The sequence below is a fragment of the Alteromonas sp. H02 genome, from assembly GCF_059682525.1.
The window spans coordinates 2,269,629-2,288,562 of sequence record NZ_CM185021.1; the positions used below are offsets into that span (position 1 = coordinate 2,269,629).

At 50.2% G+C, this 18,934-nt stretch carries 18 protein-coding genes; 12 read left to right on the forward strand and 6 right to left on the reverse strand.

Features of this window, described 5'->3' with window-relative positions; all coding sequences use genetic code 11:
* Positions 1-54: 54 nt before the first annotated feature.
* The 3 genes from AC566Q_RS10500 to AC566Q_RS10510 are packed head-to-tail and all read left to right on the forward strand — an operon-like array spanning position 55 to position 1,305.
* A complete protein-coding gene (locus AC566Q_RS10500) occupies positions 55-513 on the forward strand; it encodes a YaiI/YqxD family protein (RefSeq protein ID WP_499616447.1) in 459 nt (152 codons plus the stop codon).
* A gap of 26 nt (positions 514-539) precedes the next feature.
* On the forward strand, positions 540-788 hold the full coding sequence (locus AC566Q_RS10505) for a hypothetical protein (protein ID WP_499616450.1): 249 nt from the start codon (positions 540-542) through the stop codon (positions 786-788).
* A complete protein-coding gene (locus AC566Q_RS10510) occupies positions 769-1,305 on the forward strand; it encodes a GNAT family N-acetyltransferase (protein WP_499616453.1) in 537 nt (178 codons plus the stop codon). The genes AC566Q_RS10505 and AC566Q_RS10510 overlap by 20 nt, the downstream gene beginning before the upstream one ends.
* Positions 1,306-1,350: 45 nt before the next feature.
* On the opposite strand, the gene AC566Q_RS10515 is transcribed toward AC566Q_RS10510, so the two are convergent.
* Complete coding sequence (locus AC566Q_RS10515) at positions 1,351-1,743, reverse strand: hypothetical protein (protein WP_499616455.1); 393 nt, start codon at positions 1,741-1,743, stop codon at positions 1,351-1,353.
* Between the two features lie 153 nt (positions 1,744-1,896).
* On the opposite strand from AC566Q_RS10515, the gene AC566Q_RS10520 reads away from it, so the two are divergent.
* Positions 1,897-2,601 carry a response regulator gene (locus tag AC566Q_RS10520; RefSeq protein WP_499616456.1) on the forward strand — a complete coding sequence of 235 codons (705 nt, stop codon included), beginning with the start codon at positions 1,897-1,899 and terminating at the stop codon, positions 2,599-2,601.
* The gene (locus AC566Q_RS10525) at positions 2,598-4,025 is read left to right on the forward strand and encodes an ATP-binding protein (RefSeq protein WP_499616459.1); all 1,428 of its coding nucleotides are present in this window, start codon (positions 2,598-2,600) and stop codon (positions 4,023-4,025) included. The genes AC566Q_RS10520 and AC566Q_RS10525 overlap by 4 nt, the downstream gene beginning before the upstream one ends.
* Positions 4,026-4,031: 6 nt before the next feature.
* Here AC566Q_RS10525 and AC566Q_RS10530 read toward each other — a convergent pair whose 3' ends face one another.
* The gene (locus AC566Q_RS10530; protein ID WP_499616462.1) at positions 4,032-4,682 is read right to left on the reverse strand and encodes an energy-coupling factor ABC transporter permease; all 651 of its coding nucleotides are present in this window, start codon (positions 4,680-4,682) and stop codon (positions 4,032-4,034) included.
* 3 nt (positions 4,683-4,685) lie between these two features.
* Positions 4,686-5,495, reverse strand: coding sequence for an exodeoxyribonuclease III (gene xthA, locus AC566Q_RS10535; protein ID WP_499616465.1), 810 nt, complete (start codon positions 5,493-5,495; stop codon positions 4,686-4,688).
* A 138-nt stretch (positions 5,496-5,633) separates the two neighbouring features.
* Between xthA and AC566Q_RS10540 the strand changes: the two genes are divergently transcribed.
* Positions 5,634-6,005, forward strand: a complete 372-nt coding sequence (locus tag AC566Q_RS10540; protein ID WP_123325466.1) for a DUF2750 domain-containing protein — start codon at positions 5,634-5,636, stop codon at positions 6,003-6,005.
* A complete protein-coding gene (locus AC566Q_RS10545; RefSeq protein WP_499616468.1) occupies positions 5,992-6,402 on the forward strand; it encodes a SufE family protein in 411 nt (136 codons plus the stop codon). The genes AC566Q_RS10540 and AC566Q_RS10545 overlap by 14 nt, the downstream gene beginning before the upstream one ends.
* Here the strand turns inward: AC566Q_RS10545 and AC566Q_RS10550 are convergent, their stop codons facing one another.
* Both AC566Q_RS10550 and AC566Q_RS10555 read right to left on the reverse strand, forming a co-directional pair.
* Positions 6,403-6,849 (reverse strand): hypothetical protein, encoded by a 447-nt coding sequence (locus tag AC566Q_RS10550; RefSeq protein ID WP_499616471.1) that lies wholly within the window; start codon positions 6,847-6,849, stop codon positions 6,403-6,405.
* 56 nt (positions 6,850-6,905) lie between these two features.
* The gene (locus AC566Q_RS10555) at positions 6,906-8,213 is read right to left on the reverse strand and encodes a glycosyltransferase (RefSeq protein ID WP_499616474.1); all 1,308 of its coding nucleotides are present in this window, start codon (positions 8,211-8,213) and stop codon (positions 6,906-6,908) included.
* Positions 8,214-8,238: 25 nt separating this feature from the next.
* Here AC566Q_RS10555 and AC566Q_RS10560 point away from each other — a divergent pair, with 25 nt between their 5' ends.
* The 5 genes from AC566Q_RS10560 (at position 8,239) to AC566Q_RS10580 (ending at position 18,019) form a co-directional block, all read left to right on the forward strand.
* Positions 8,239-9,273, forward strand: a complete 1,035-nt coding sequence (locus AC566Q_RS10560; protein WP_499616476.1) for a 2-dehydropantoate 2-reductase — start codon at positions 8,239-8,241, stop codon at positions 9,271-9,273.
* Between the two features lie 114 nt (positions 9,274-9,387).
* Positions 9,388-10,236 carry an HDOD domain-containing protein gene (locus AC566Q_RS10565; RefSeq protein ID WP_499616479.1) on the forward strand — a complete coding sequence of 283 codons (849 nt, stop codon included), beginning with the start codon at positions 9,388-9,390 and terminating at the stop codon, positions 10,234-10,236.
* A 534-nt stretch (positions 10,237-10,770) separates the two neighbouring features.
* Complete coding sequence (locus tag AC566Q_RS10570) at positions 10,771-13,419, forward strand: family 16 glycosylhydrolase (RefSeq protein WP_499616483.1); 2,649 nt, start codon at positions 10,771-10,773, stop codon at positions 13,417-13,419.
* A 76-nt stretch (positions 13,420-13,495) separates the two neighbouring features.
* Positions 13,496-16,447 carry a TonB-dependent receptor gene (locus AC566Q_RS10575; protein WP_105935877.1) on the forward strand — a complete coding sequence of 984 codons (2,952 nt, stop codon included), beginning with the start codon at positions 13,496-13,498 and terminating at the stop codon, positions 16,445-16,447.
* A gap of 243 nt (positions 16,448-16,690) precedes the next feature.
* Complete coding sequence (locus tag AC566Q_RS10580) at positions 16,691-18,019, forward strand: IS4 family transposase (RefSeq protein WP_499612139.1); 1,329 nt, start codon at positions 16,691-16,693, stop codon at positions 18,017-18,019.
* A gap of 50 nt (positions 18,020-18,069) precedes the next feature.
* Here the strand turns inward: AC566Q_RS10580 and AC566Q_RS10585 are convergent, their stop codons facing one another.
* Positions 18,070-18,888: an acyl-CoA thioesterase gene (locus tag AC566Q_RS10585; RefSeq protein WP_499616486.1), complete on the reverse strand. Its 819-nt coding sequence runs from the start codon at positions 18,886-18,888 to the stop codon at positions 18,070-18,072.
* Positions 18,889-18,934 lie beyond the last annotated feature (46 nt).

Consider the following 18,934-nt stretch of genomic DNA (forward strand, 5'->3'; position numbering starts at 1 on the left):
CGCTGCGCCGCGTAGGATGATTGCCGGCATGCTAATTTATCTGTTAAATCATTTATGCTAAAAATTTGGGTTGATGCCGATGCCTGCCCGGTGGTCATTAAAGACATTATTTTTCGGGCGGCTAATCGCACCAAAACCGAAGTCACGCTGATTGCCAATCAGTATATTCGTACGCCGCCATCAAAGTTTATCAACAGTATTCAGGTACCCAAGGGCTTTGATGTGGCCGATAATGAAATTGTCCAGCGCTGTAATGAAAACGATCTGGTGATCACCAGTGATATTCCGCTGGCCGATGAAGTTATCGCCAAAGGCGCTCAGGCGCTCAGCCCCCGAGGCGAACTGTTTACCCGCGAAAATATAAAATCACGGCTTAATATCCGCGACTTTATGGATACCCTGCGCAGCAGCGGTGTGCAAACCGGTGGGCCGCCGGCGTTGGGAGCCAGTGAAAAACAGGCGTTTGGCAATGAACTGGATAAGTGGCTGGTATTCAGGCAGCGCCAGAGTTAATCCGCTAAACCAAGAAGGAATTCCCCGTGTCTATGCCGGTTAAAAAATGGTTACGCCAGTATGCAGTGGCGTTGCCTGTGCTCACAGGCATTTTTACCCTGTCGCAATACGTTAAGGGTTATACCCTGAAAGACTCACTGAGCTTTGCGCTGTTCTGGGCCTTGATTAGCCTGGGTATCTTTGCGGTTACGCGAGCGTGGAATTTTCATCGTAATCAGTACTGCGCACTGTGTAATGATTTACCGGAAAAGAACAATGATACTCAATCCCGATAAACTGTCTCTGGTAACCCCGGGTATGGCCTGGCAAGCCTCTTATCATCGTTATATAGATGAGTTGGGGGAGGAAGAGCGCTATCCTTTCCCGATGGATTTTGACCATCGTGACTTTGCGGCGATGCTGCAAAAAATTGCTGATTTCGCTGCCGGTGTGAACCTGCCGGATGGCTATGTGGCAAGCACCACGCGGTGGTTGGTTAGCGGGGATGAACTGCTGGCAGTGGCCAATATTCGACATACCCTTAACGATAATTTACGTTATGCCGGCGGGCATATTGGCCTTGGCGTTCGCCCGTCTGCCCGAGGCCAGTCGCTGGGTAATTATCTGATGCAGCAATCGATCAACTTTGCCCGCCAGTTGGGGATTGGTGATGTGCATATTCATTGTTATAAAAATAACCTTGCCTCGCGAGGGATGATAGAGCACTGCGGCGGCGAACTGGAAAGTGAAGTCGCAATAGAGGATGGCACAGTGGTATGGCGCTACGTGGTTAAAAAAAAGCCGGCGGCATAAAAAAGGCCGCTGAGTGAAGCGGCCAAAGTTGGGAAGAGGAAAATTTTAACGGGATGGGTTGGTGTCATCCGGGCGTTCGCCCCGGTCGCCACGCTCGCCCTTGTGGTGCCCTTTACGGAAATGTTTATCACCACTGCGGTCTTTGCGGTGCTTCATCATGGCCTGCAGCATGGTGGTTTTCTGTTCATCGGTAAAGACCTCCCAGAATTCGGCGCGCAGAGCCTGCTGACGCTCTTTGAGGCTTTTTAGCTCTGCTTGCTGGGCCTCGGTAAGGTCAAGCTTATCGGCCAGCCTCTCCATCATTGGTGGCAAAAGTGGCATTTCGCGTTCTGCCTGCGGCTGGTTACTGTTAGCGGCAATAGCCATGCCGCTGATGCCGGTGCCAACAATCATCGCGGCACAGGTAATAATGCTGAGTTTTTTCATTAAACGTTTCATCAGGTTCTCCTGGTTATTTGGCTTCCCCGTATGAGGACGGTTTTAATAGTATCTGGTTAAAAGTCAGGTAACGTTAAGATATGCAAATGTGCTGTGAACATGTGAAAAGTCAGGCATTATTGGCCTTAAGCAATAGAGGTAGACAGTAGAAAGATGACCCTATTATTAATTGAGGATGACGCCGGCCTCGCGGAGCTGCTGATCGAGTTTCTCGGTATGTCCGGCTACGAAGTGCTGCATTTCTCAGACGGTGAGTCGGGCCTTAACGCCGCTTTGCATTACGATAATATCGAATTAATTTTGCTGGACGTTATGCTGCCCAAACTGAATGGTCTGGATGTGCTTAAAGTGCTGCGCCAGAATAGTGAGGTACCGGTACTGATGCTGACCGCCCGTGGCGACGATCTGGACAAAGTGCTGGGCCTTGAGCTTGGCGCCGACGATTACCTTGCCAAGCCATTTAACGATCGTGAGTTGCTGGCTCGGATCCGGGCCATTATGCGCCGCACCAGAGACCGCAGTGACTCGCCTGAAAATAATGGAGTTGGCTCGCGGGCTAAACGCATTGAGCTGGGCGATTTGCAGCTTGATTTACAGCGGATGGAAGCGCGCTGTAAAAAACAGTTGTTGGAACTTACCGGCAGCGAGTTTGCGTTGCTTAAGCAGCTTTCCAATGCGCCCGGCGAACTGATCAGTAAAGATGATTTGTCGGAGCAGTGCTTAGGTCGGCGACTGCAGGCGTTTGACCGTAGTATCGATACGCATATCAGTAATTTACGCAAAAAGCTCAGCGCGGCTGACTCTGCTTGTGAAATAAAAAGTCAGCGCGGCAGGGGCTACGGGATCTTCAGCGGATGATAAGCCCCATTCGTAGTTTTAATGTCAAAGTGCTCGGCTGGTTCTGGCTGACATTGTTAGTGTCGGTACTGTCGATTGCCATACCGGCCGTGCTGATCCAACAGTTTTCCGACGAAAATCACCTGCAGGGCAAAGACCGTGATCTTCTCAATGCAATGGTTAACCGTGTGGATACCCTGATCGCTGATAATGACGGGGATTTTCGACGACTCGGTCGCAAGCTGAATAAATCTGATCGGCGTATGCCCTTTGAATGGTTTGTGATCAATAACGATCTCGATATTGTCCTGAGCAGTGCGCCGCTGCGAAAGTCATTACGAGAGCGTTTTGAAAACCCGCGATTCTGGTACTTTCTGCAAAGTGAACACCTGCGCGATATTAACCTGGAATGGACCCGCTTACTTGGCCCGGGCGTACTGCCATCGCAACCTGAGCTTAAGCTCATTCTATGGCGGCCGGAGCGTCCCCGGCCAATGGAGATTTTTCGTGCTATGCCATGGTGGAGCATTATTGGCATTTTTCTGATCGTTACCAGTGTGATGAGCTATTTGCTGGTACGCTCGATTGCGCAGCCACTTAACCGCCTTGGCAGCGCGTTTAACGCCGTAGGGCGGGGGCAGCTTTCGCACAAAGTCGAGGTGGATAACCCGGCCAGTGAAGATAAACGGTTTGCGTCCAATGCGCAGTTTGCCCGGTTGTTTGAACAGTTTAATGATATGACAGCGCGGATAGCCGCGCTTATTCAGAATCAGAAACGCCAGAGCGCCGATATTTCCCATGAGTTGCGCACGCCATTAACCCGGCTGCAAATGACGCTGGCACTGGTTCGTAAAAAATCTGATGACGCCACCATTTTGCCATTGCTGGAGCGGGCTGAGAGGGAAAGCGAGCTACTGAATTTGCATATCCAGCGCCTGAGCGACCTCACCACCATGGAAGCCCATGCTATTCAGCAGGGCCGCCAGTTACTCACTACAGAAGCACTACTGGATGACTTATGCGAAGACGCTGCCTTTGAAGCCAAAGGGATGGACATTGCCTGGCAACATTCGTTGTGCAGCGCCACCTTAAACATTTATGAGGAGCCTTTTGTTACGGCTATCGAAAATGTGGTGCGCAATGCCTTTAAATATGCCAGTTCATCGGTATCGTTGCGCTGTGAGTGCGATGCTGAGTGGTTTAAGGTGGTTATCTGTGACGACGGGCCTGGTGTGACTCCCGAGGAGCTTGAGCGACTAACGAAAGCTTTTTATCGTACTGATAGCGCACGCAATTCAGATACCGGCGGCTTAGGGCTGGGGCTTGCCATTACGGCCGAGGCCATGCGTCTTAACGAAGGGGAGATAAGTTTTGCGTTAGAACCGGCTGGTGGTTTATGTGTAACGCTTAAGTTTCGCGTTGCCAACCAGGCAACACGAAACTAACTAAGGCTATTTGCCGTCGATATAGAATTTATCGTGGAAAGTGTAAGCGAGACCCGGAAAGTAAATGATCAGAATAGTCATGGTCATGCCGTTTAACATGCCTTCCGGAAACAGCAATAACGGAATAAGGATAAGATAGGAATCTTTCACCGTAGACCAGCTATAAACCCCGTCCAGTACATAGTAGCCGCTCATCAGGGCAATTTTGAGTGCGATGGCCAGCGCGCCGGGAATAAAAGCGCACAGAAACACATAAATAAACAGGTTTCTGGGTAGCTTGTGAAACGCCAGCATAAACAACATATAGCTAAAGGCGACGGGGGCAGCAATGCCAAGCATGCCGTTAATCCCGAACATTGCCCAGCTTTCCTTACCAATGGCGGTAGCGCCAAGCAGGGCGATGGTGGCAGCTATCATGGCGTATCGGAAACCGAGTATTAGCGCGAGTGCTACCAACCACATAAAATGCACACTGGGGCTGGGATCACCGGGTACACTGGCGCGAAAAATCCATAAAAAGAACACGGCGGCTGCGCAGCCAAACAGCATATGCTGCTTTTGTTTCGAGGCAACAAACTCGGGCCAGTGAATGTTGCGGACAATAAAGCCCAGCAACACCACAAATAAACACAGCCCGACCAGTTGTAATGTGGTCATGGTTTATCCTTTGTAGGTGGCCCAGATGGGGGCATGGTCAGAAGGCTTTTCGATACCGCGAAGTTCGTAGTCGATACCGGTTTCCTGCAACGTATTATGCATACTCTGCGTGGCCAGGATCAGATCGATTCTGAGGCCGCGATTATCGTTAAAGCCCTTGGAGCGGTAATCAAACCAGCTGAACTGATCGGTGCAGTCCGGGTGCTGACTGCGGAAACTGTCGTACAGGCCCCAATCGAGTAATGTATTGAGCCATTCCCGTTCTTCCGGTAAAAAGCTGCACTTACCGGTGCGTAACCAACGTTTGCGGTTATCTTCGCCAATGCCAATATCACTGTCGGTGTGAGAAATATTCATATCGCCCATGATCACCAGATTATCTTCAGGGGTATGTTCGGAGGTGACATAGTGCATCAGATCGGCGTAGAACTTCTCTTTGGCCGGGAATTTGGTTTCATGACTGCGGTTTTCACCCTGCGGAAAATAGCCGTTAAGCAGGGTAACCGGTTGGCCCTGATCGTTTTCAACCGTGACCATGATCATGCGACGCTGGGCATCTTCATCGTCGGTAGGAAAGCCATATTGCACCTTGCTGGGTGTTTGCTTAGTCATGAACGCCACGCCGTAATGGCCTTTCTGACCATGAAAATACACGTTGTAACCCAGTGCTTCCACATCGGCCACTGGAAACTGGGGATTATCAACTTTGATTTCCTGTAATCCCACCACATCTGGCTGGTGCTTTTCGATAAGGGCGGTTAACTGATGAATGCGGGCACGGATGCCGTTAATATTAAAAGAGATGACTTTCATTGAATCCACGGGTAGATAAATCTTCGATGCCGGGCATAGTACCAGAAAGCCAGGCTGAGCTTAACCGCCGGTTACGCCCGGGCTTACAAAATGTCAGAAACAGGTATAATCGGCGAAAATAATTAACTGAGTCACATTATGACGGCACAAACAGAACAGGAAAGTCAGCTTCCGGCCCGTGAGCGGGGAGAGTTATTGGTTGAACGGGTACTGGAAACCCAAACGATTTGGGGGCTGATGGGCGCCGATGGCTGGGTAATGGTCGACAGTGATACCCAGACCTGTCTGCCGGTATGGCCTGATGAGGCCAGCGTCGCGTTCTGGCAACGTAAGGATCTACCCGACAGTAAGCCTCAGGCCATAGCGCTGGATGAGTTTACCGGGACCTGGTTGCCGGGCCTGAAAAAAAATCAGATTGGTCTGGTGTTATTTCCCTCAGGCAATCTGCGCGAGGGCATTGTTACGTCGGCCGACGAATTACTGTTACAACTGACTGATGACGACGAATAGCATCAACCTTGCCGCGCAGCTGGCACAGGCGAAGGGATGGGATAATCTGTTACGGCAACTCATGCTGGCTGGCAAGGCGCTGTATCCGCTGAACGCTGAGGCTCGCAATGAGCACAGCGAAGTGCAGGGGTGTCAGAGCCGGGTGTGGTTGCAGCTCACTGTGGATGATAACCACCACGTAGCAATGCTGGCTTGGTCAGACAGTAAAATAATCCGTGGCGTACTGGCGGTGATCCAGGAAAAAGTCAATCAGCTTTCGCCTGAGCAAATTGCTGCCTTCGATTTTGATGACTGGTTTGCCTCGATACAGCTCGAACGTTATCTGAGCCAGTCCCGGGCGAGTGGTATTGCTGAAGTGATCAGGCAGATACGGCACCAATCTGCAGTAAGTAACTGATCAAATTTGCGCTGCCTCGCCGGGCAGGGTTAAAAACGTTTCATCAATACAGTCCATGGCGGGGTTGTCCATGTCGCAGCGAAAAGGCAGCAGAGACGACATCAGACTCACCTGAGCGGGGTTGTCCTGATAACTGTGCCAGCAGGCGTGAGTATACAACATGCCCTGCCAAAGGTATGGCAGGTCTTGCGTTTGGTTAAGAAACTGGCCAATGTGACTGACAAAATCGTTACCGCTGTGCTGAGAGATACGTTTAAGCACTTGCACACCCTCGTTTTTGTTGTCGGGGACACCCTGTTCGCGGCCTTGGGCCACTGTAGCCGTGGCCTGACCGAGCCCCTGGCATAGCGCCATCATATTTTGTGGTGCCAAACGCGATTGTGCACTGGCAGTATGGTTGAAAGTGAGCAAAAACATGCTCAGGCCAAGTGTAAAGTAATGCCTCATTCGACTGTCCTGTTGGTAACCCGTATGAGTGTATACGTGGTTATCCGCAAAACTGATTAGCGGTTTTTCGCTTCTATCCACTGACTCATAAACTGTGAAGCACGCAGGCTGTGGTGCCACATCAGGCTATGCAGAAATAAACCCTGGCGAAATGCCGGCAAATCGTTAAGGGCAACGGTAATTTTCTCAAATAAGGCAGCTTGCGCCTGGCGCTGGGCGTGCTGATAGGCAGCGCTAACGGTGTTAGCCTGTTGACTGGCCTGTTGCCATAGCGCCTCTTCGCGGTACAGCTCGCAGGCAGCATCGATAAACGCCGCTGGCGGCGTTAAACTTAGCACCTTGCCTGGCCATTCTTCAGCACTGGCAATGCCCTCAGCACCAACCTCTGTGGTAACACTGGGGGTGGCGTATTGCATGGCCGTTAACAGTTTACCTTTGATCCCGGCGCCAAAGCGAAGTGGTGCCAGGCAAACCCGGGCGCTGGCCATTGCTTTGCCGATGTCGTTTACCCAACCCTTTACAACAAAGCCTTGTTTCGCATTATGGAGCTGGGTGGCTTTTTTCGGTGGATAAGCCCCGTAAATGTGTAGTTCAGCATCGGGTAACCGGGCCCGGATGGCCGGCCATAATTGCTTTAACTGCAAGACCGCATCCCAGTTTGGCGCGTGTCGAAAATTACCCACGGTGATAAAGTGCTGGCGCGTCGGGTAATCGGGTAGCTCAGGCGGGGAAGTCAGTGGTTGCTGGAGCGGAAATAGCTGTAACTGTTTATCTGGTACCCGATAATAATCGGTGAGCAGGCGGTATTCTGCCGATGAAATAATGAGGCTGATATCGCTGCGCAAAATGGCGGCTATCTCGCGCTGTGAAAAGGCATTGTTTAATTTTGCGTCGTTGGGTGATCCTCCTTGCTTAACCGCTTCATGGCGGGCATGACGCAGACTGTGTAAATCCTCGGTATTGAGCATATGCAGCGCATCGGGGCAATGCTGTTTAACCCGCGCTGAAAACTGCTCTTCGGTCATAAAACGGTCGAAGATGACGATGGCGGGGTTAAGCTTTGCAATGAAAGTATCGAAGGAGGCGTCATTAAGACTTATTGTGTGCAGCGTACACGCGAGAAGCAGGTCGTTGTCCCTATGCAGGCTCTCGGCCGCCGCGCTGGCAAAATGGATGCCGAAGTCCCGAGCGGCAAACAGTTTAATTAACGCAGCCATATTCTGCCCGGCCGCGGAAGATTTTGACTCCGGCCATACCGCGCCAATTATCAACACCTTTTCTGTCATATCAGGCTCAACGCTTAAAACCGCAAATATACCATGGCTTGTGCTTTGCACACGAGTAAAGTCGGTTAACATAGGCATGTCTTTCATCGCCTGGATAATTTTTATGGCGCAATATCAGCATGTCATTGCCGGTAGTGGTTTAATTGGTGGTTTTCTGGGCGGCATTATCGGCCAGTCTGCCCGGGTGAGCTTTATTGGTCGCCCGAACTGGCTGGAGCGGCTGGCTGAGGGCGTAACCCTTACTGACTATGCAGGTAACGAAACAGAATATAAAGCGAGCGCAGATGAATGCCTGGCTGAGCTACCGGCTAAATTTGAACGCAGTGTTATCTGGCTGACAGTTAAAAATACGGCATTAGCAGAAATGCTGACGCGTTTACAGCCGGTGATCGCGCCGGATTGTATTGTCGTTTGTTGTCAGAACGGGCTTGGCGCAGCAACGCTAGCGCGAAAGTACTTACCAGGCATTCGCGTTTTACAGGGCATTGTGGGCTGCAACGTGGTTTGGAATGAATCACTAAAGCAGTTGCAAAAGACCACGGAAGGGGAGTTTTACCTGGAGCAGCAAGGAGAGCTGGCCCCTGAACTAACAAAAGCGCTGAGCGCGGTGCAACATAAGCTTCTGACGCTCTCCTGGCACAAGGATATTGAAGCCGTCGCCTGGGCTAAGTTGCAGCTCAATCTGGCCAACAGTATCAATGCTATTGTTAATCAGCCGGTAAGAACCATGTTGCTGGACAGAGGTTGCCGGCAGGTGATCGCGGCGCTGATGGACGAACTGTTGGCGGTGACTGCCGCCCGCCATATCAGGCTCCCCAAACTCACCCGGGTCCCGGCTCGCTATTTACCCGCCGTTTTACGTTTACCTGACTGGCTGTTTAAGCGTCTGGCCAGCGCTATGTTGCATATAGAACCTACGGCGCGTTCTTCTATGTGGTGGGATTTGCAGGCCGGCCGGGTAACCGAAATAGATTATCTCAACGGCGCTGTGGCAGAGCAGGGCGCCTTGAGTGGTATTGCCTGCCCGATAAACAAAAGCGTGACTGTGCTGGTGAAATCCCTGGAAACCTCGACGCTAGTCGCAACGCGACGCCCTTTGGACGGGAATACTTTGAAATTTCAGCTACACTTGAAATAATGGCGCCAATTTAGTGGCAGTGCCAGCAGAGATGCGCTATATCAGTAGTGCAGAGAATGGATATTGTTGTGAATAAGTATTTAAAAGGATTGCTTTCGCAGCAGAGGCTTTAATATGAAAAATGTGTCTGAAATTGCTTCACAAGCTACCGAAATATTCGTTTTACCTGAAGCTGTGACCCGTCTGAAAGCGTGCATGGATGATAGCGCTGCCAGCATGGATGATATTGGCGAAATTATCGCCTTCGACCCGGCACTGACCGGCCAGTTGTTAAAAGTGGCTAACAGTGCGTTGTATAAATTCCCTAATCGCATTGAGACTATCACCAAGGCATTGCAGGTGATAGGTACCCGTGCCGCTTATGATTTGGCATTGGCCTACGGTATTTCCCACGCGTTTCGTAATGTTGAAGCCAAAATTATCGATCTGGACCGTTTCTGGGAGCAGAGCGTTAGCTGTGGTTTGCTGGCTAAATACATTGCTGAGCAAAAGAAACACAAAGAGTCAGAGCGGCTGTTTGTATCTGGCTTGCTGCATAACATTGGTGAGCTGGCGATGGTGTCTATGTATCCCAAAGAAGCGCAGCGCTGCACGGCATTTAATGCCAGGGTGAAACCGGCGGAGTTACAACAGGCGATCTGTGGTTTTACCTACGCTTCTTTATCTGCCGGTATTATTAAAAACTGGGGTATACCAGAGGCTATCAGCCATCCTTTGGAGCATATTCATAATACCGACACACCGGCGACCGAACTGGATATTCAGATCCTGCAGTTGTCTTATGTACTGGCACTGGATAACGTAAATACCGAAGTTTATCCAAGCTATAACAATCTGCTGCCCCATTTACATGAAACCCTGGGACTGGCTCACGAAGATCTGGAAGACGCGCTGGACATTACTAATCTCCAGTGCCTCAGTGTGATGAGTTTATTTAATCCCAGCGCCTTTATGCTTTACTGACACACGCATTGTCTCAGAAGTTGGTATTTAGTAAATTGTCTCACGATAATGATTGCGCTTACATAAAATCAGCCAATATTCCCACTTTTGCGCTTGATCCTGCAATATTCAACCATTGGTCAATTGTTAATCAAATGATTTGCTATGTGTCTGTCTTTCAGTACAACAGAGCATAAAAATGAAGGCGGTGAGCGCGTTTAGCGCTTAAACAACCACGCTGCTAAACGTTTTCATTTCCGTGGGTAGTTGAGTGGAATTAATACAAATCAATGTAATTAAAGCGAATTTCATGAGTAATGCTTAACCTTAATCCGTTGAGCCAGCCTTGCTGATAGCACAAACCAAAAATCACAATCGTGATGCACTTTATAGTAAAAAAATTGTTAATTTGAATTTACTTCTCTAACTTGATGTAATAGTCTCTGTAAGCGCTTACATAAATTTTTGATTGATTATGTAAGCGCTTACACCTTTGCGGCGGATGAGATCCGACAGGTGACGCAACATAAATTCCGTTTAGATCGGGGCTGAAGAATGAAAAACACAACAATGCAACTATCTCGTTTGCTTGCTGCTATGACCGCGGCAACGCTGATGGGTTGTGGCGGCGAAAGCGCCAAAACAGAATCAGATTTTACCACCGTTGATCCGGCTCAGCCGGTATCCGACTGGCAGTTAGTCTGGAGTGATGATTTTGATGGTAGCGCAATCGATAGCGCTAAATGGACACACGAAGTAAATTGCGCCGGCGGCGGTAACAATGAGCAACAGTGCTACACCGACGATCCGGCAAATTCTTATGTCGCCGACGGTATGCTGCATATCGTTGCACTGCCAGCAGAGGAAGGGGCTGAAAAGCCTTACACGTCTGCCCGGTTAAACACCCGTTATAAAGGTGACTTTAAATACGGCCGTTTCGAAATGCGCGCCAAACTGCCGTCAGGGCAGGGCAGCTGGCCGGCATTCTGGATGCTGCCTACCGACTATGTGTATGGCGGTTGGCCGAAATCCGGTGAAATCGACATTATGGAAGCGGTTAACCTGAAAGTGGCCGACGCGGAAGATAATGTTGAGTCTAACATTCACGGTACCCTGCATTATGGTCGCGACTGGCCAAACAATGTGAACTCCGGTAAAGCTTATGAGTTCCCGGCAGACATGAATCCGGCTGATGATTTCCACACCTATGCTATTGAATGGCAGGAAGGGGAAATTCGCTGGTATGTAGACGGTTATCTGTATGCCACCCAGCGTAAGTCTACAGTACGCTATAACGCCAGCGGTGAGGCTATGGGTCTGAGCCACCGTGGTTGGTTTGCTGAGTACTACGATCAAATCACCGGTGAGTTAACGACTTTCTGGAATAACGCGCCGTTCGATCAGGAATTCCACCTGTTACTGAACCTGGCGGTTGGCGGTGACTGGCCTGAAAACGTCAATAATATGGGCATCGACGCGGAAGCGTTTGCCGCTGGCCAGGAATACGTTATCGACTATGTACATGTGTATGAGTGTGCATCTGACCCGGACACCGGTAAAGGTTGTGAAACCATCCGGCCTGGCTACGAAAGCCTGGATGATGCGCTGGTTGAAGGTGAGGCGCCTATCCCAACACCACCATCAAGTGGTGTGGTACAAAACCTGACCATCTTTAACGATGCGGCGAATCCTAACTGGCCTGCCTGGGACTGTTGTGGTGGTTCAACGCCAATGATTGTTGAAGATCCGGATCAGGGTGCCGTGTATGAATTCATGGTGGGTGCTTCGCCCACGGTTAACGGGTTTATCAGCCGTGATGAGTTTATTACCGACGAAAACGGTCAGGCTTCTCCTTTTGATGGCTCTGGCATGCTGGAAACCGGCGTGATCTCATTTGATATGAAAGTCGTGTCTGCACCGGCCAGCCCGGATGCTGCCTGGTTATTCAAGGTGGAGAGCAACAATGCGGCAAGTGCTGCCGAATTGCCTCTGGCTGATAACCGCGACGGTGTCACTCCTGTGGTTGGCGAATGGCAGACCTATGTATTTCCGCTGCAGATGCTGGCAGATATTGGGCTGGATGTGAGCGCAATTGACGTGCTGATGGTGTTCCCGTCGTGGGGACTGGGCGAAGGTGCCGTTTACCAGTTGGATAACGTTGAAATTAAAGCACCATCACCGGAAGTGGTGTTCTTTGACGACGGTGAAAACCCGGATTGGGTAATGTGGGACTGTTGTGGCGGCTCTATGCCTACTGAAGAACTCGACGATGATGATCATGGTCTGGTTGCACAGTTCTCAATTGGCGAAGCGCCAACCGTAATGGGCTTTATTACCCGCGGTGCCAATGGTGGTGGTGATACACCGTTTGACGCCAGTGCCATTTTAGAAACCGGTGTACTGGAATTTGAAATGAAAGTGGTTGATGCGCCATCGAGCCCGGATGCCTCATGGTTAATCAAGCTGGAATCCAGTGACGGAGCTACCGCGGTAGAACTGCCTGTTACTGACAGTCAGGAAGGCGTTGCTCCGGTAACCGGCGAATGGCAGACCTATACCTTTAAACTGTCTGATTTATCAGCTGGTGGTCTGGATGTTAGTGCCATTGACGTGGTGATGATTTTCCCAGCCTGGGGAACCGGTAATGGCGCGGTTTACCGTGTGGATAACGCCCGCATCTACGACCCGTCTGCGGAATCGGCTAACGGCATTAAACTGTTCGAAGATGTCGCCGCCGATGGCTGGTCTATTTGGGATTGCTGTGGTGGTTCTACACCAACAGTAGAGATGGACGAAGACGACAGCAAAGGTGCCGTAGCACAGTTCATTATTGGCTCGCAGCCAACGGTAATGGGCTTTCTGGCCGATGACGGCGTGTCTTACGACGCTTCCGCTCTGCTGAGCACAGGGGTGGTTCGCTTTGACATGAAAGTGGTATCTAACCCGTCTGACCCGGACTCAAGCTGGTTATTCAAAATTGAATCTACCGGTGCGGCAACCGCTGTTGAACTGCCACTGACTGACAGTGTGGAAGGCGAAGCGCCAGTCCTGGGTCAATGGCAAACCTACACCTTTACCTTGCAACAGTTATTCGATGCTGGCCTGGATATCAGTGACATCAATGTACTGATGGTCTTCCCGGCTTGGGGGACTGGCGACGGCGCCGTCTACCGTATCGATAACGCAGAAATCGCTGCCGAGTAATGCAGCCGGTCGCAGGTGCCGCAGCCTACAGGCCGGTACTTGCACAAGGTAAAGAATAAAACGTGAGTATCGAACTATGAACTACACAACTTTTAATAAAAATCGTCTGGCCATAGCCGTAGGGTTATTGCTGGGCACCGCAGGTCAGGCAGCCTTCGCGCAGGAAGGTAACGAGTCTGATCAGGATCCGTCGGTAGAAGTTATCGAAGTGCAGGGGATCCGGGGCAGTTTAATTCGTGCCATGGATATCAAGCGCAGCACGCCGGGTGTGATGGATGCGATTTCAGCGGAAGAAATGGGTAAATTCCCGGACTCTAACCTGGCTGAATCACTGCAACGTATTACGGGTGTCTCGGTAAGCCGTGCCAACGGTGAGGGGAGTGAAATCACCGTGCGTGGTTTTGGCCCGGGCTTTAACCTGATCACTTTAAACGGTCGTCAGATGCCGGGTACGGGTTTTACCCGTTCTTACAGCCTGCAACACCTTTCTTCTGAGGGCGTCAGTGCCCTGGAAGTGTACAAAACGGCCAAGGCCGAACTGCCAAGCGGTGGTTTGGGGGCGACCGTAAACATTGTTACCTCAAAGCCATTACAACAACCAGGTCAACGTTACTCGTTTATGGCCAAAGCGCTGCATGATACGTCTGTAGTGGAAGGGGATGATGTAACGCCGGAAATCGCCGGTATTTACAGTAATACTTTCAACGATGATAAACTGGGATTTGCGGTAAGCTTCTCTCATTATCAGCGTGACTTCCAGCGTCAGCAGGCCAATATTCAGGGCTGGCAGGCGAATGTGGATTTGCCGGAATATAACGAATCCACCATGATCGATCCGCGCGCCGTGGATGATGAAGGCAACCGCATTGGTAACTACTTTTTCCCGAAAGATATGAACTATGGTATCGACAATGTGGAAAACGACCGTACCAATGCTCAGTTGACGTTTCAATATGCGCCTAACGACGACATTACCATGACACTCGACTACACCATGACCAATGCGATTGTGGGGCTGGAGAGTGTTGGCTGGGGTATCTGGAATGAATTTGGCGGTAACATTAACGGTTACGAGCTGGATGAAAACGGTACGGCAATTTACGCAGATATTGGTGGGAACGATGGCTCATTTACCGCTTTCCGTGAAACCACAGAGGTAGATGCCCGCTCAATCGGTCTGAATATCGACTGGCAGGTGACTGACGATCTGAAGTTCAACATTGATTATCACGACTCCAGCAATGAAATCGATAACGGTGCAGACGACGGCATGGGCAGTAATGGCCAGATTATTCTGGGTTCGGATAAACTGATAACCAAAATATACGACTACCGTGACGGTGAAGTACCGTCTGCTTTTATCAGATGGCAAAACGGCACCAACGAGTTAATGCCAAGTGAAATCGACTCTAACTTCAGTCAGTTTATTCACTCGCCGGGTGAATCAAATGTAGAACAGCTGCAGTTTGACGGTGAGTGGTACAACTCTAAATTTGATATCCCTATGCCGCTGGTTAAATTTGGTTTTGCCCGCACTGAGCAAACCATGTACGGCACCAATGCGTGGAGCGGTCTGCGCGGCGGTCCGGGCTTTAACCCGTCTTTCCCGGAAATCTTCCCGGACAGCATGTTTACCCGATATGACACTGGTAGTTTCCTGGATGAGTTCGCTGGTGGTGGCGCTGACCTGATGCCTAACTATTACTACACCTACGACTTCGATGAAGCCGTAGCGCGTCAAATGGCCTACCTGACTGAAGACATCATGGGCGGCGACGCTTATGTACCTGATGCTTACTTCAATGGCATCACGGGCGAAAGTGAAGTAGAGGAAGTGACCAACAGTATTTACGTTCAGACCGAATGGGAATTTGATATTGGTGACTATCCAGCACAGTTGATTGCCGGTGCCCGTTATGAAGAAACGGATGTAACCAGTACTGTACGTCAGCGTGTTGAGCAGCAGGTAAACTGGGTGGCAGCCTCTGAGTGGATCATGCAGTACGAGGAAGGCGGTACCGCCAACTACCTGACCCAGGAAGGCTCACACGATGTGTTCCTGCCGTCGATCGACTTCCGTCTGGACGTTACCGACGAGTTACAGGCCAGGGTATCATGGGGTAAAACTATGTCACGTGCACCATTGGGCTTCTTAGCCGGTGGTCGTGCCCTGAGCGGTAGCCCGAAACCAGGTTCACGAACTGGCTCACAGGGTAATCCGAACCTGTTACCGTTCGAGTCGACTAACCTCGATGTAGCGCTTGAGTACTATTACGGTGAAGCCAGTTACGCGTCAATCGTATGGTTTAAGAAAGACGTTGATAACTTCATTCAGACCACGATTACCGAAACCACCATCGATGGTTTGTACGACATCTACAATGGTCCGCGCTATCAGCAGGCGATTGCCGATATTGAAGCCCGCGGTGAGCAGGCAACCAGCACCGCGATCTTCGATCAGATGCTGGCCAATGGTCATGGTAATGCCGACGGTCAGATTGAGCCAAACAGCAATGATCCATTGATTGTGTGGAATGTCAGCCAGCCAAATAACACTGATGCAAAATCGGTAGATGGTGTGGAAGTGGCGCTGCAGCACATGATTGGTGAAACCGGTTTTGGGTTTAACGTGAACGCCACCTTCGTTAACGGTGATGTAGAGTTTGATGTAGACAGTCTTACTCAACAGGCGCCATTAACCGGTTTGGGCGACTCAGCTAACCTGCAGGCGTTTTATGAAAAAGACGGTCTGTCAGTGAAGGTGACTTACGCCTGGCGTGATGATTACCTGTTAGGCGTTGGTCAGGCTCAGGGTTCTGCTGATGCACCACCACAGTTCTTTAAAGACTATGGTCAGGTGGATATGAGCATTAACTACGACATCAATGAAAACCTCACCGTGTTCTTAGATGCGTTAAACCTGAACAACGAGACGGAACAGGGTTACGGCCGTTATGAGGAGCAGTTCCTGTTTGCCCGCCAGTATGGCACACGCTATGCGCTGGGTGTTCGTTACGGATTTAACTAATCAACCTCCCAACCAACCTGTGGAGAGTTAGCAGTAGCTCTCCACTGATTAGTTAAAGGTTGTCGGGGCAGTGAGTTCTGACTCCGGCAATTTACCTTGCTAGCTTTATAATAATAATAAGTGCGTTAAAAATTTACCCGGCGTGTGCCTAATGCCGATCAGTTAAGAAATTTATACTGATCGGTTGACCGATCTTTCTACGGGTTCACAATCCGATATCAGTCTCTGGTATCGGATTTTTTTATGTCTTTACTTACACACCTCGATGATACATTTGGTCATGCAGAAGATTTGAATGCTATCGATAAACTGATGTCTTTCGTTGACCCCGAACTTCTCCAGCAAGCTTATGAATTATCGGGTGTAGCGACCGTCAGGCGTCGACGATTACCTCTGGATTCGGTTGTTTTTACTATTGTTGGTATGAGTCTTTTCCGTAACGACCCTGTCTGGGACATTGCGAATAAACTCGATGTTTCACTACCGGGTAAAAATCGTTTTGTTGCGCCTAGTGCGGTGGTACAAGCGCGCCAACGACTGGGGGAAGATGCCGTCGGGCACACTTTTAAACTGATGGCACAGCGGGCATTTGGTGAGTACGCTTTTGAGCAGTGGTGTGGTTTAAATGTACTGGCGGTTGATGGCGTGATGTTTCGTACTCAGGATACTACGGAGAACCTTAATGCATTTGGTTGTGACCGGAATGCCAAGGGTGATAATCCGTACCCGCAGGTACGCATGTGCAGCCTGATGGAAACGTCCAGCCACCTTCTTTTGGCCAGTGAATTTGATAGTCGTAATGTAGGAGAGATGTCCCTCGCTGAACGGCTTATCCCTTCGGTGCCTGATAACTCTCTGACCCTGTTCGACAGAGGCTATTACTCGCTGGGATTACTCTACTTGTGGATGACTAAAGGGGTCAACACGCACTGGATGCTCCCTGCACGTAAAGATTTACAATACACAGTAAAACATCAACTAAGTGAAGATGATGCTATTGTCACACTGAAAACTTCTCCTCAGGCTAGGAAGAAGTTCGATGGTTTACCGGAAACCATCGAAGCGAGACTGACCAGCTACGAAATCGACGGAAAGACCTATCGGGTGCTTAGTTCAATGGTTGATGCGATGCAGTTTCCCTATGAAGACGTTGTTGATGTGTATGTTCAGCGCTGGGAAATAGAGTTGGGCTTCAGGGAAATGAAACAGACTCTGCATCAGGCAAAACTAACGCTTCGTAGTAAGAAACCTGAGATGGTGCGTCAGGAACTGTGGGGACTATTGCTCGCCTACAACCTGATTAGGATGATGATGCTAGATGCAGTAAAAGACATACCGGATTTATCTCCCTCTCGACTTAGCTTCGGACTCTGCATGAGACATATCATTGTGTTCTTCCTGACCACTATCCCAGACACAGTGACCAAACTGCCAGTTCACTATGAATACCTGATGGAATCGTTGAGGATGATGAGGTTACCGGACAAACGACCTGACAGGTATTATCCACGAGTGGTAAGGAATAGACCGGCTAAATACCCCTCAAAGAAAAATGCCAGTCAGCTTAACTGACTGGCATTACGGCGTGTGCCGGGTTTTTTATGTCTGAAGGGTGCTACAACTTAATCGAAGACAGCGATGGTCTGGCGGCTGAGAGCGATTACGCGCTCTTTATCGTCCCAGATGGTTGCTTCGGTGTGGGCATAGCCACCACTGGCGAGTTTGGTATCTACCTGGTAGCCAAACCAGGGATTTTCGGTAGTTAGCGCAAGTGGTTGCACCAATTCAATATCCCAGCTTACGGTGCTTACCGGTGCCGGTAATTTGAGTTGCTGAATGATAGCCGGCGGCCAGGCATCAATCAGTGAGATCAGGTGAGTGTAATTAAAGTCACTGACGGCCTCTTTAAAGCGCATCCAGCCATGGTAATGACTGTGCTTACTCCAGCTGAACGGGATCTGGCCTTGTTCGATAGCCAGTTGGTAGTGACGGAAAAAGCGCGGTGTCACCTTAGGAATTTGCGGAATAAACTTGGCTTTTTGCGGCAGCTTCATCGAATGGGAAGGCAGTTTATCCACCTGTATTTTTGAACTGCGCTCTACACCGAAACAGGCCTGCACACAAACACAGACTTTGCCATCCTGCTGCAGTCTGGCCAGGTATTGCGACATGTTGCGCCCCGAGCGTAATTTCTCAACAACCAGTTCCAGTGGTTTATCGAAACTCACCGGCCCGACAAAATTGGTGTGATAAGCGCGTAAGCTACGGTCCTTATCCACCACCTGAGCCAGAGCATGGTGCAGGAAACCGGCAGTGATACCACCAAATGCAGTGCGCCCCTGACCCCAGGTATCGGGCAGGCCTGGGTGGGTCATCAGCCACTCATTATCGTTTATAGTAGTTACGTCGGAAGTCAGGGCTAATAGTTTGTCTATGTGCATACAGAGTTCAACATCAGATAAATAGAATGGTATTATCCCGGCTCGC

Excerpts from the sequence above, each read along its gene's own strand:
- AC566Q_RS10500 (WP_499616447.1), top strand. The coding sequence starts at position 55 with ATGCTAAAAATTTGGGTTGATGCCGATGCCTGCCCGGTGGTCATTAAA.
- AC566Q_RS10510 (WP_499616453.1), top strand. The coding sequence starts at position 769 with ATGATACTCAATCCCGATAAACTGTCTCTGGTAACCCCGGGTATGGCC.
- AC566Q_RS10515 (WP_499616455.1), bottom strand. The coding sequence starts at position 1,743 with ATGAAACGTTTAATGAAAAAACTCAGCATTATTACCTGTGCCGCGATG.
- AC566Q_RS10520 (WP_499616456.1), top strand. The coding sequence starts at position 1,897 with ATGACCCTATTATTAATTGAGGATGACGCCGGCCTCGCGGAGCTGCTG.
- AC566Q_RS10525 (WP_499616459.1), top strand. The coding sequence starts at position 2,598 with ATGATAAGCCCCATTCGTAGTTTTAATGTCAAAGTGCTCGGCTGGTTC.
- AC566Q_RS10530 (WP_499616462.1), bottom strand. The coding sequence starts at position 4,682 with ATGACCACATTACAACTGGTCGGGCTGTGTTTATTTGTGGTGTTGCTG.
- xthA (WP_499616465.1), bottom strand. The coding sequence starts at position 5,495 with ATGAAAGTCATCTCTTTTAATATTAACGGCATCCGTGCCCGCATTCAT.
- AC566Q_RS10540 (WP_123325466.1), top strand. The coding sequence starts at position 5,634 with ATGACGGCACAAACAGAACAGGAAAGTCAGCTTCCGGCCCGTGAGCGG.
- AC566Q_RS10545 (WP_499616468.1), top strand. The coding sequence starts at position 5,992 with ATGACGACGAATAGCATCAACCTTGCCGCGCAGCTGGCACAGGCGAAG.
- AC566Q_RS10550 (WP_499616471.1), bottom strand. The coding sequence starts at position 6,849 with ATGAGGCATTACTTTACACTTGGCCTGAGCATGTTTTTGCTCACTTTC.
- AC566Q_RS10555 (WP_499616474.1), bottom strand. The coding sequence starts at position 8,213 with ATGCCTATGTTAACCGACTTTACTCGTGTGCAAAGCACAAGCCATGGT.
- AC566Q_RS10560 (WP_499616476.1), top strand. The coding sequence starts at position 8,239 with ATGGCGCAATATCAGCATGTCATTGCCGGTAGTGGTTTAATTGGTGGT.
- AC566Q_RS10565 (WP_499616479.1), top strand. The coding sequence starts at position 9,388 with ATGAAAAATGTGTCTGAAATTGCTTCACAAGCTACCGAAATATTCGTT.
- AC566Q_RS10570 (WP_499616483.1), top strand. The coding sequence starts at position 10,771 with ATGAAAAACACAACAATGCAACTATCTCGTTTGCTTGCTGCTATGACC.
- AC566Q_RS10575 (WP_105935877.1), top strand. The coding sequence starts at position 13,496 with ATGAACTACACAACTTTTAATAAAAATCGTCTGGCCATAGCCGTAGGG.
- AC566Q_RS10580 (WP_499612139.1), top strand. The coding sequence starts at position 16,691 with ATGTCTTTACTTACACACCTCGATGATACATTTGGTCATGCAGAAGAT.
- AC566Q_RS10585 (WP_499616486.1), bottom strand. The coding sequence starts at position 18,888 with ATGCACATAGACAAACTATTAGCCCTGACTTCCGACGTAACTACTATA.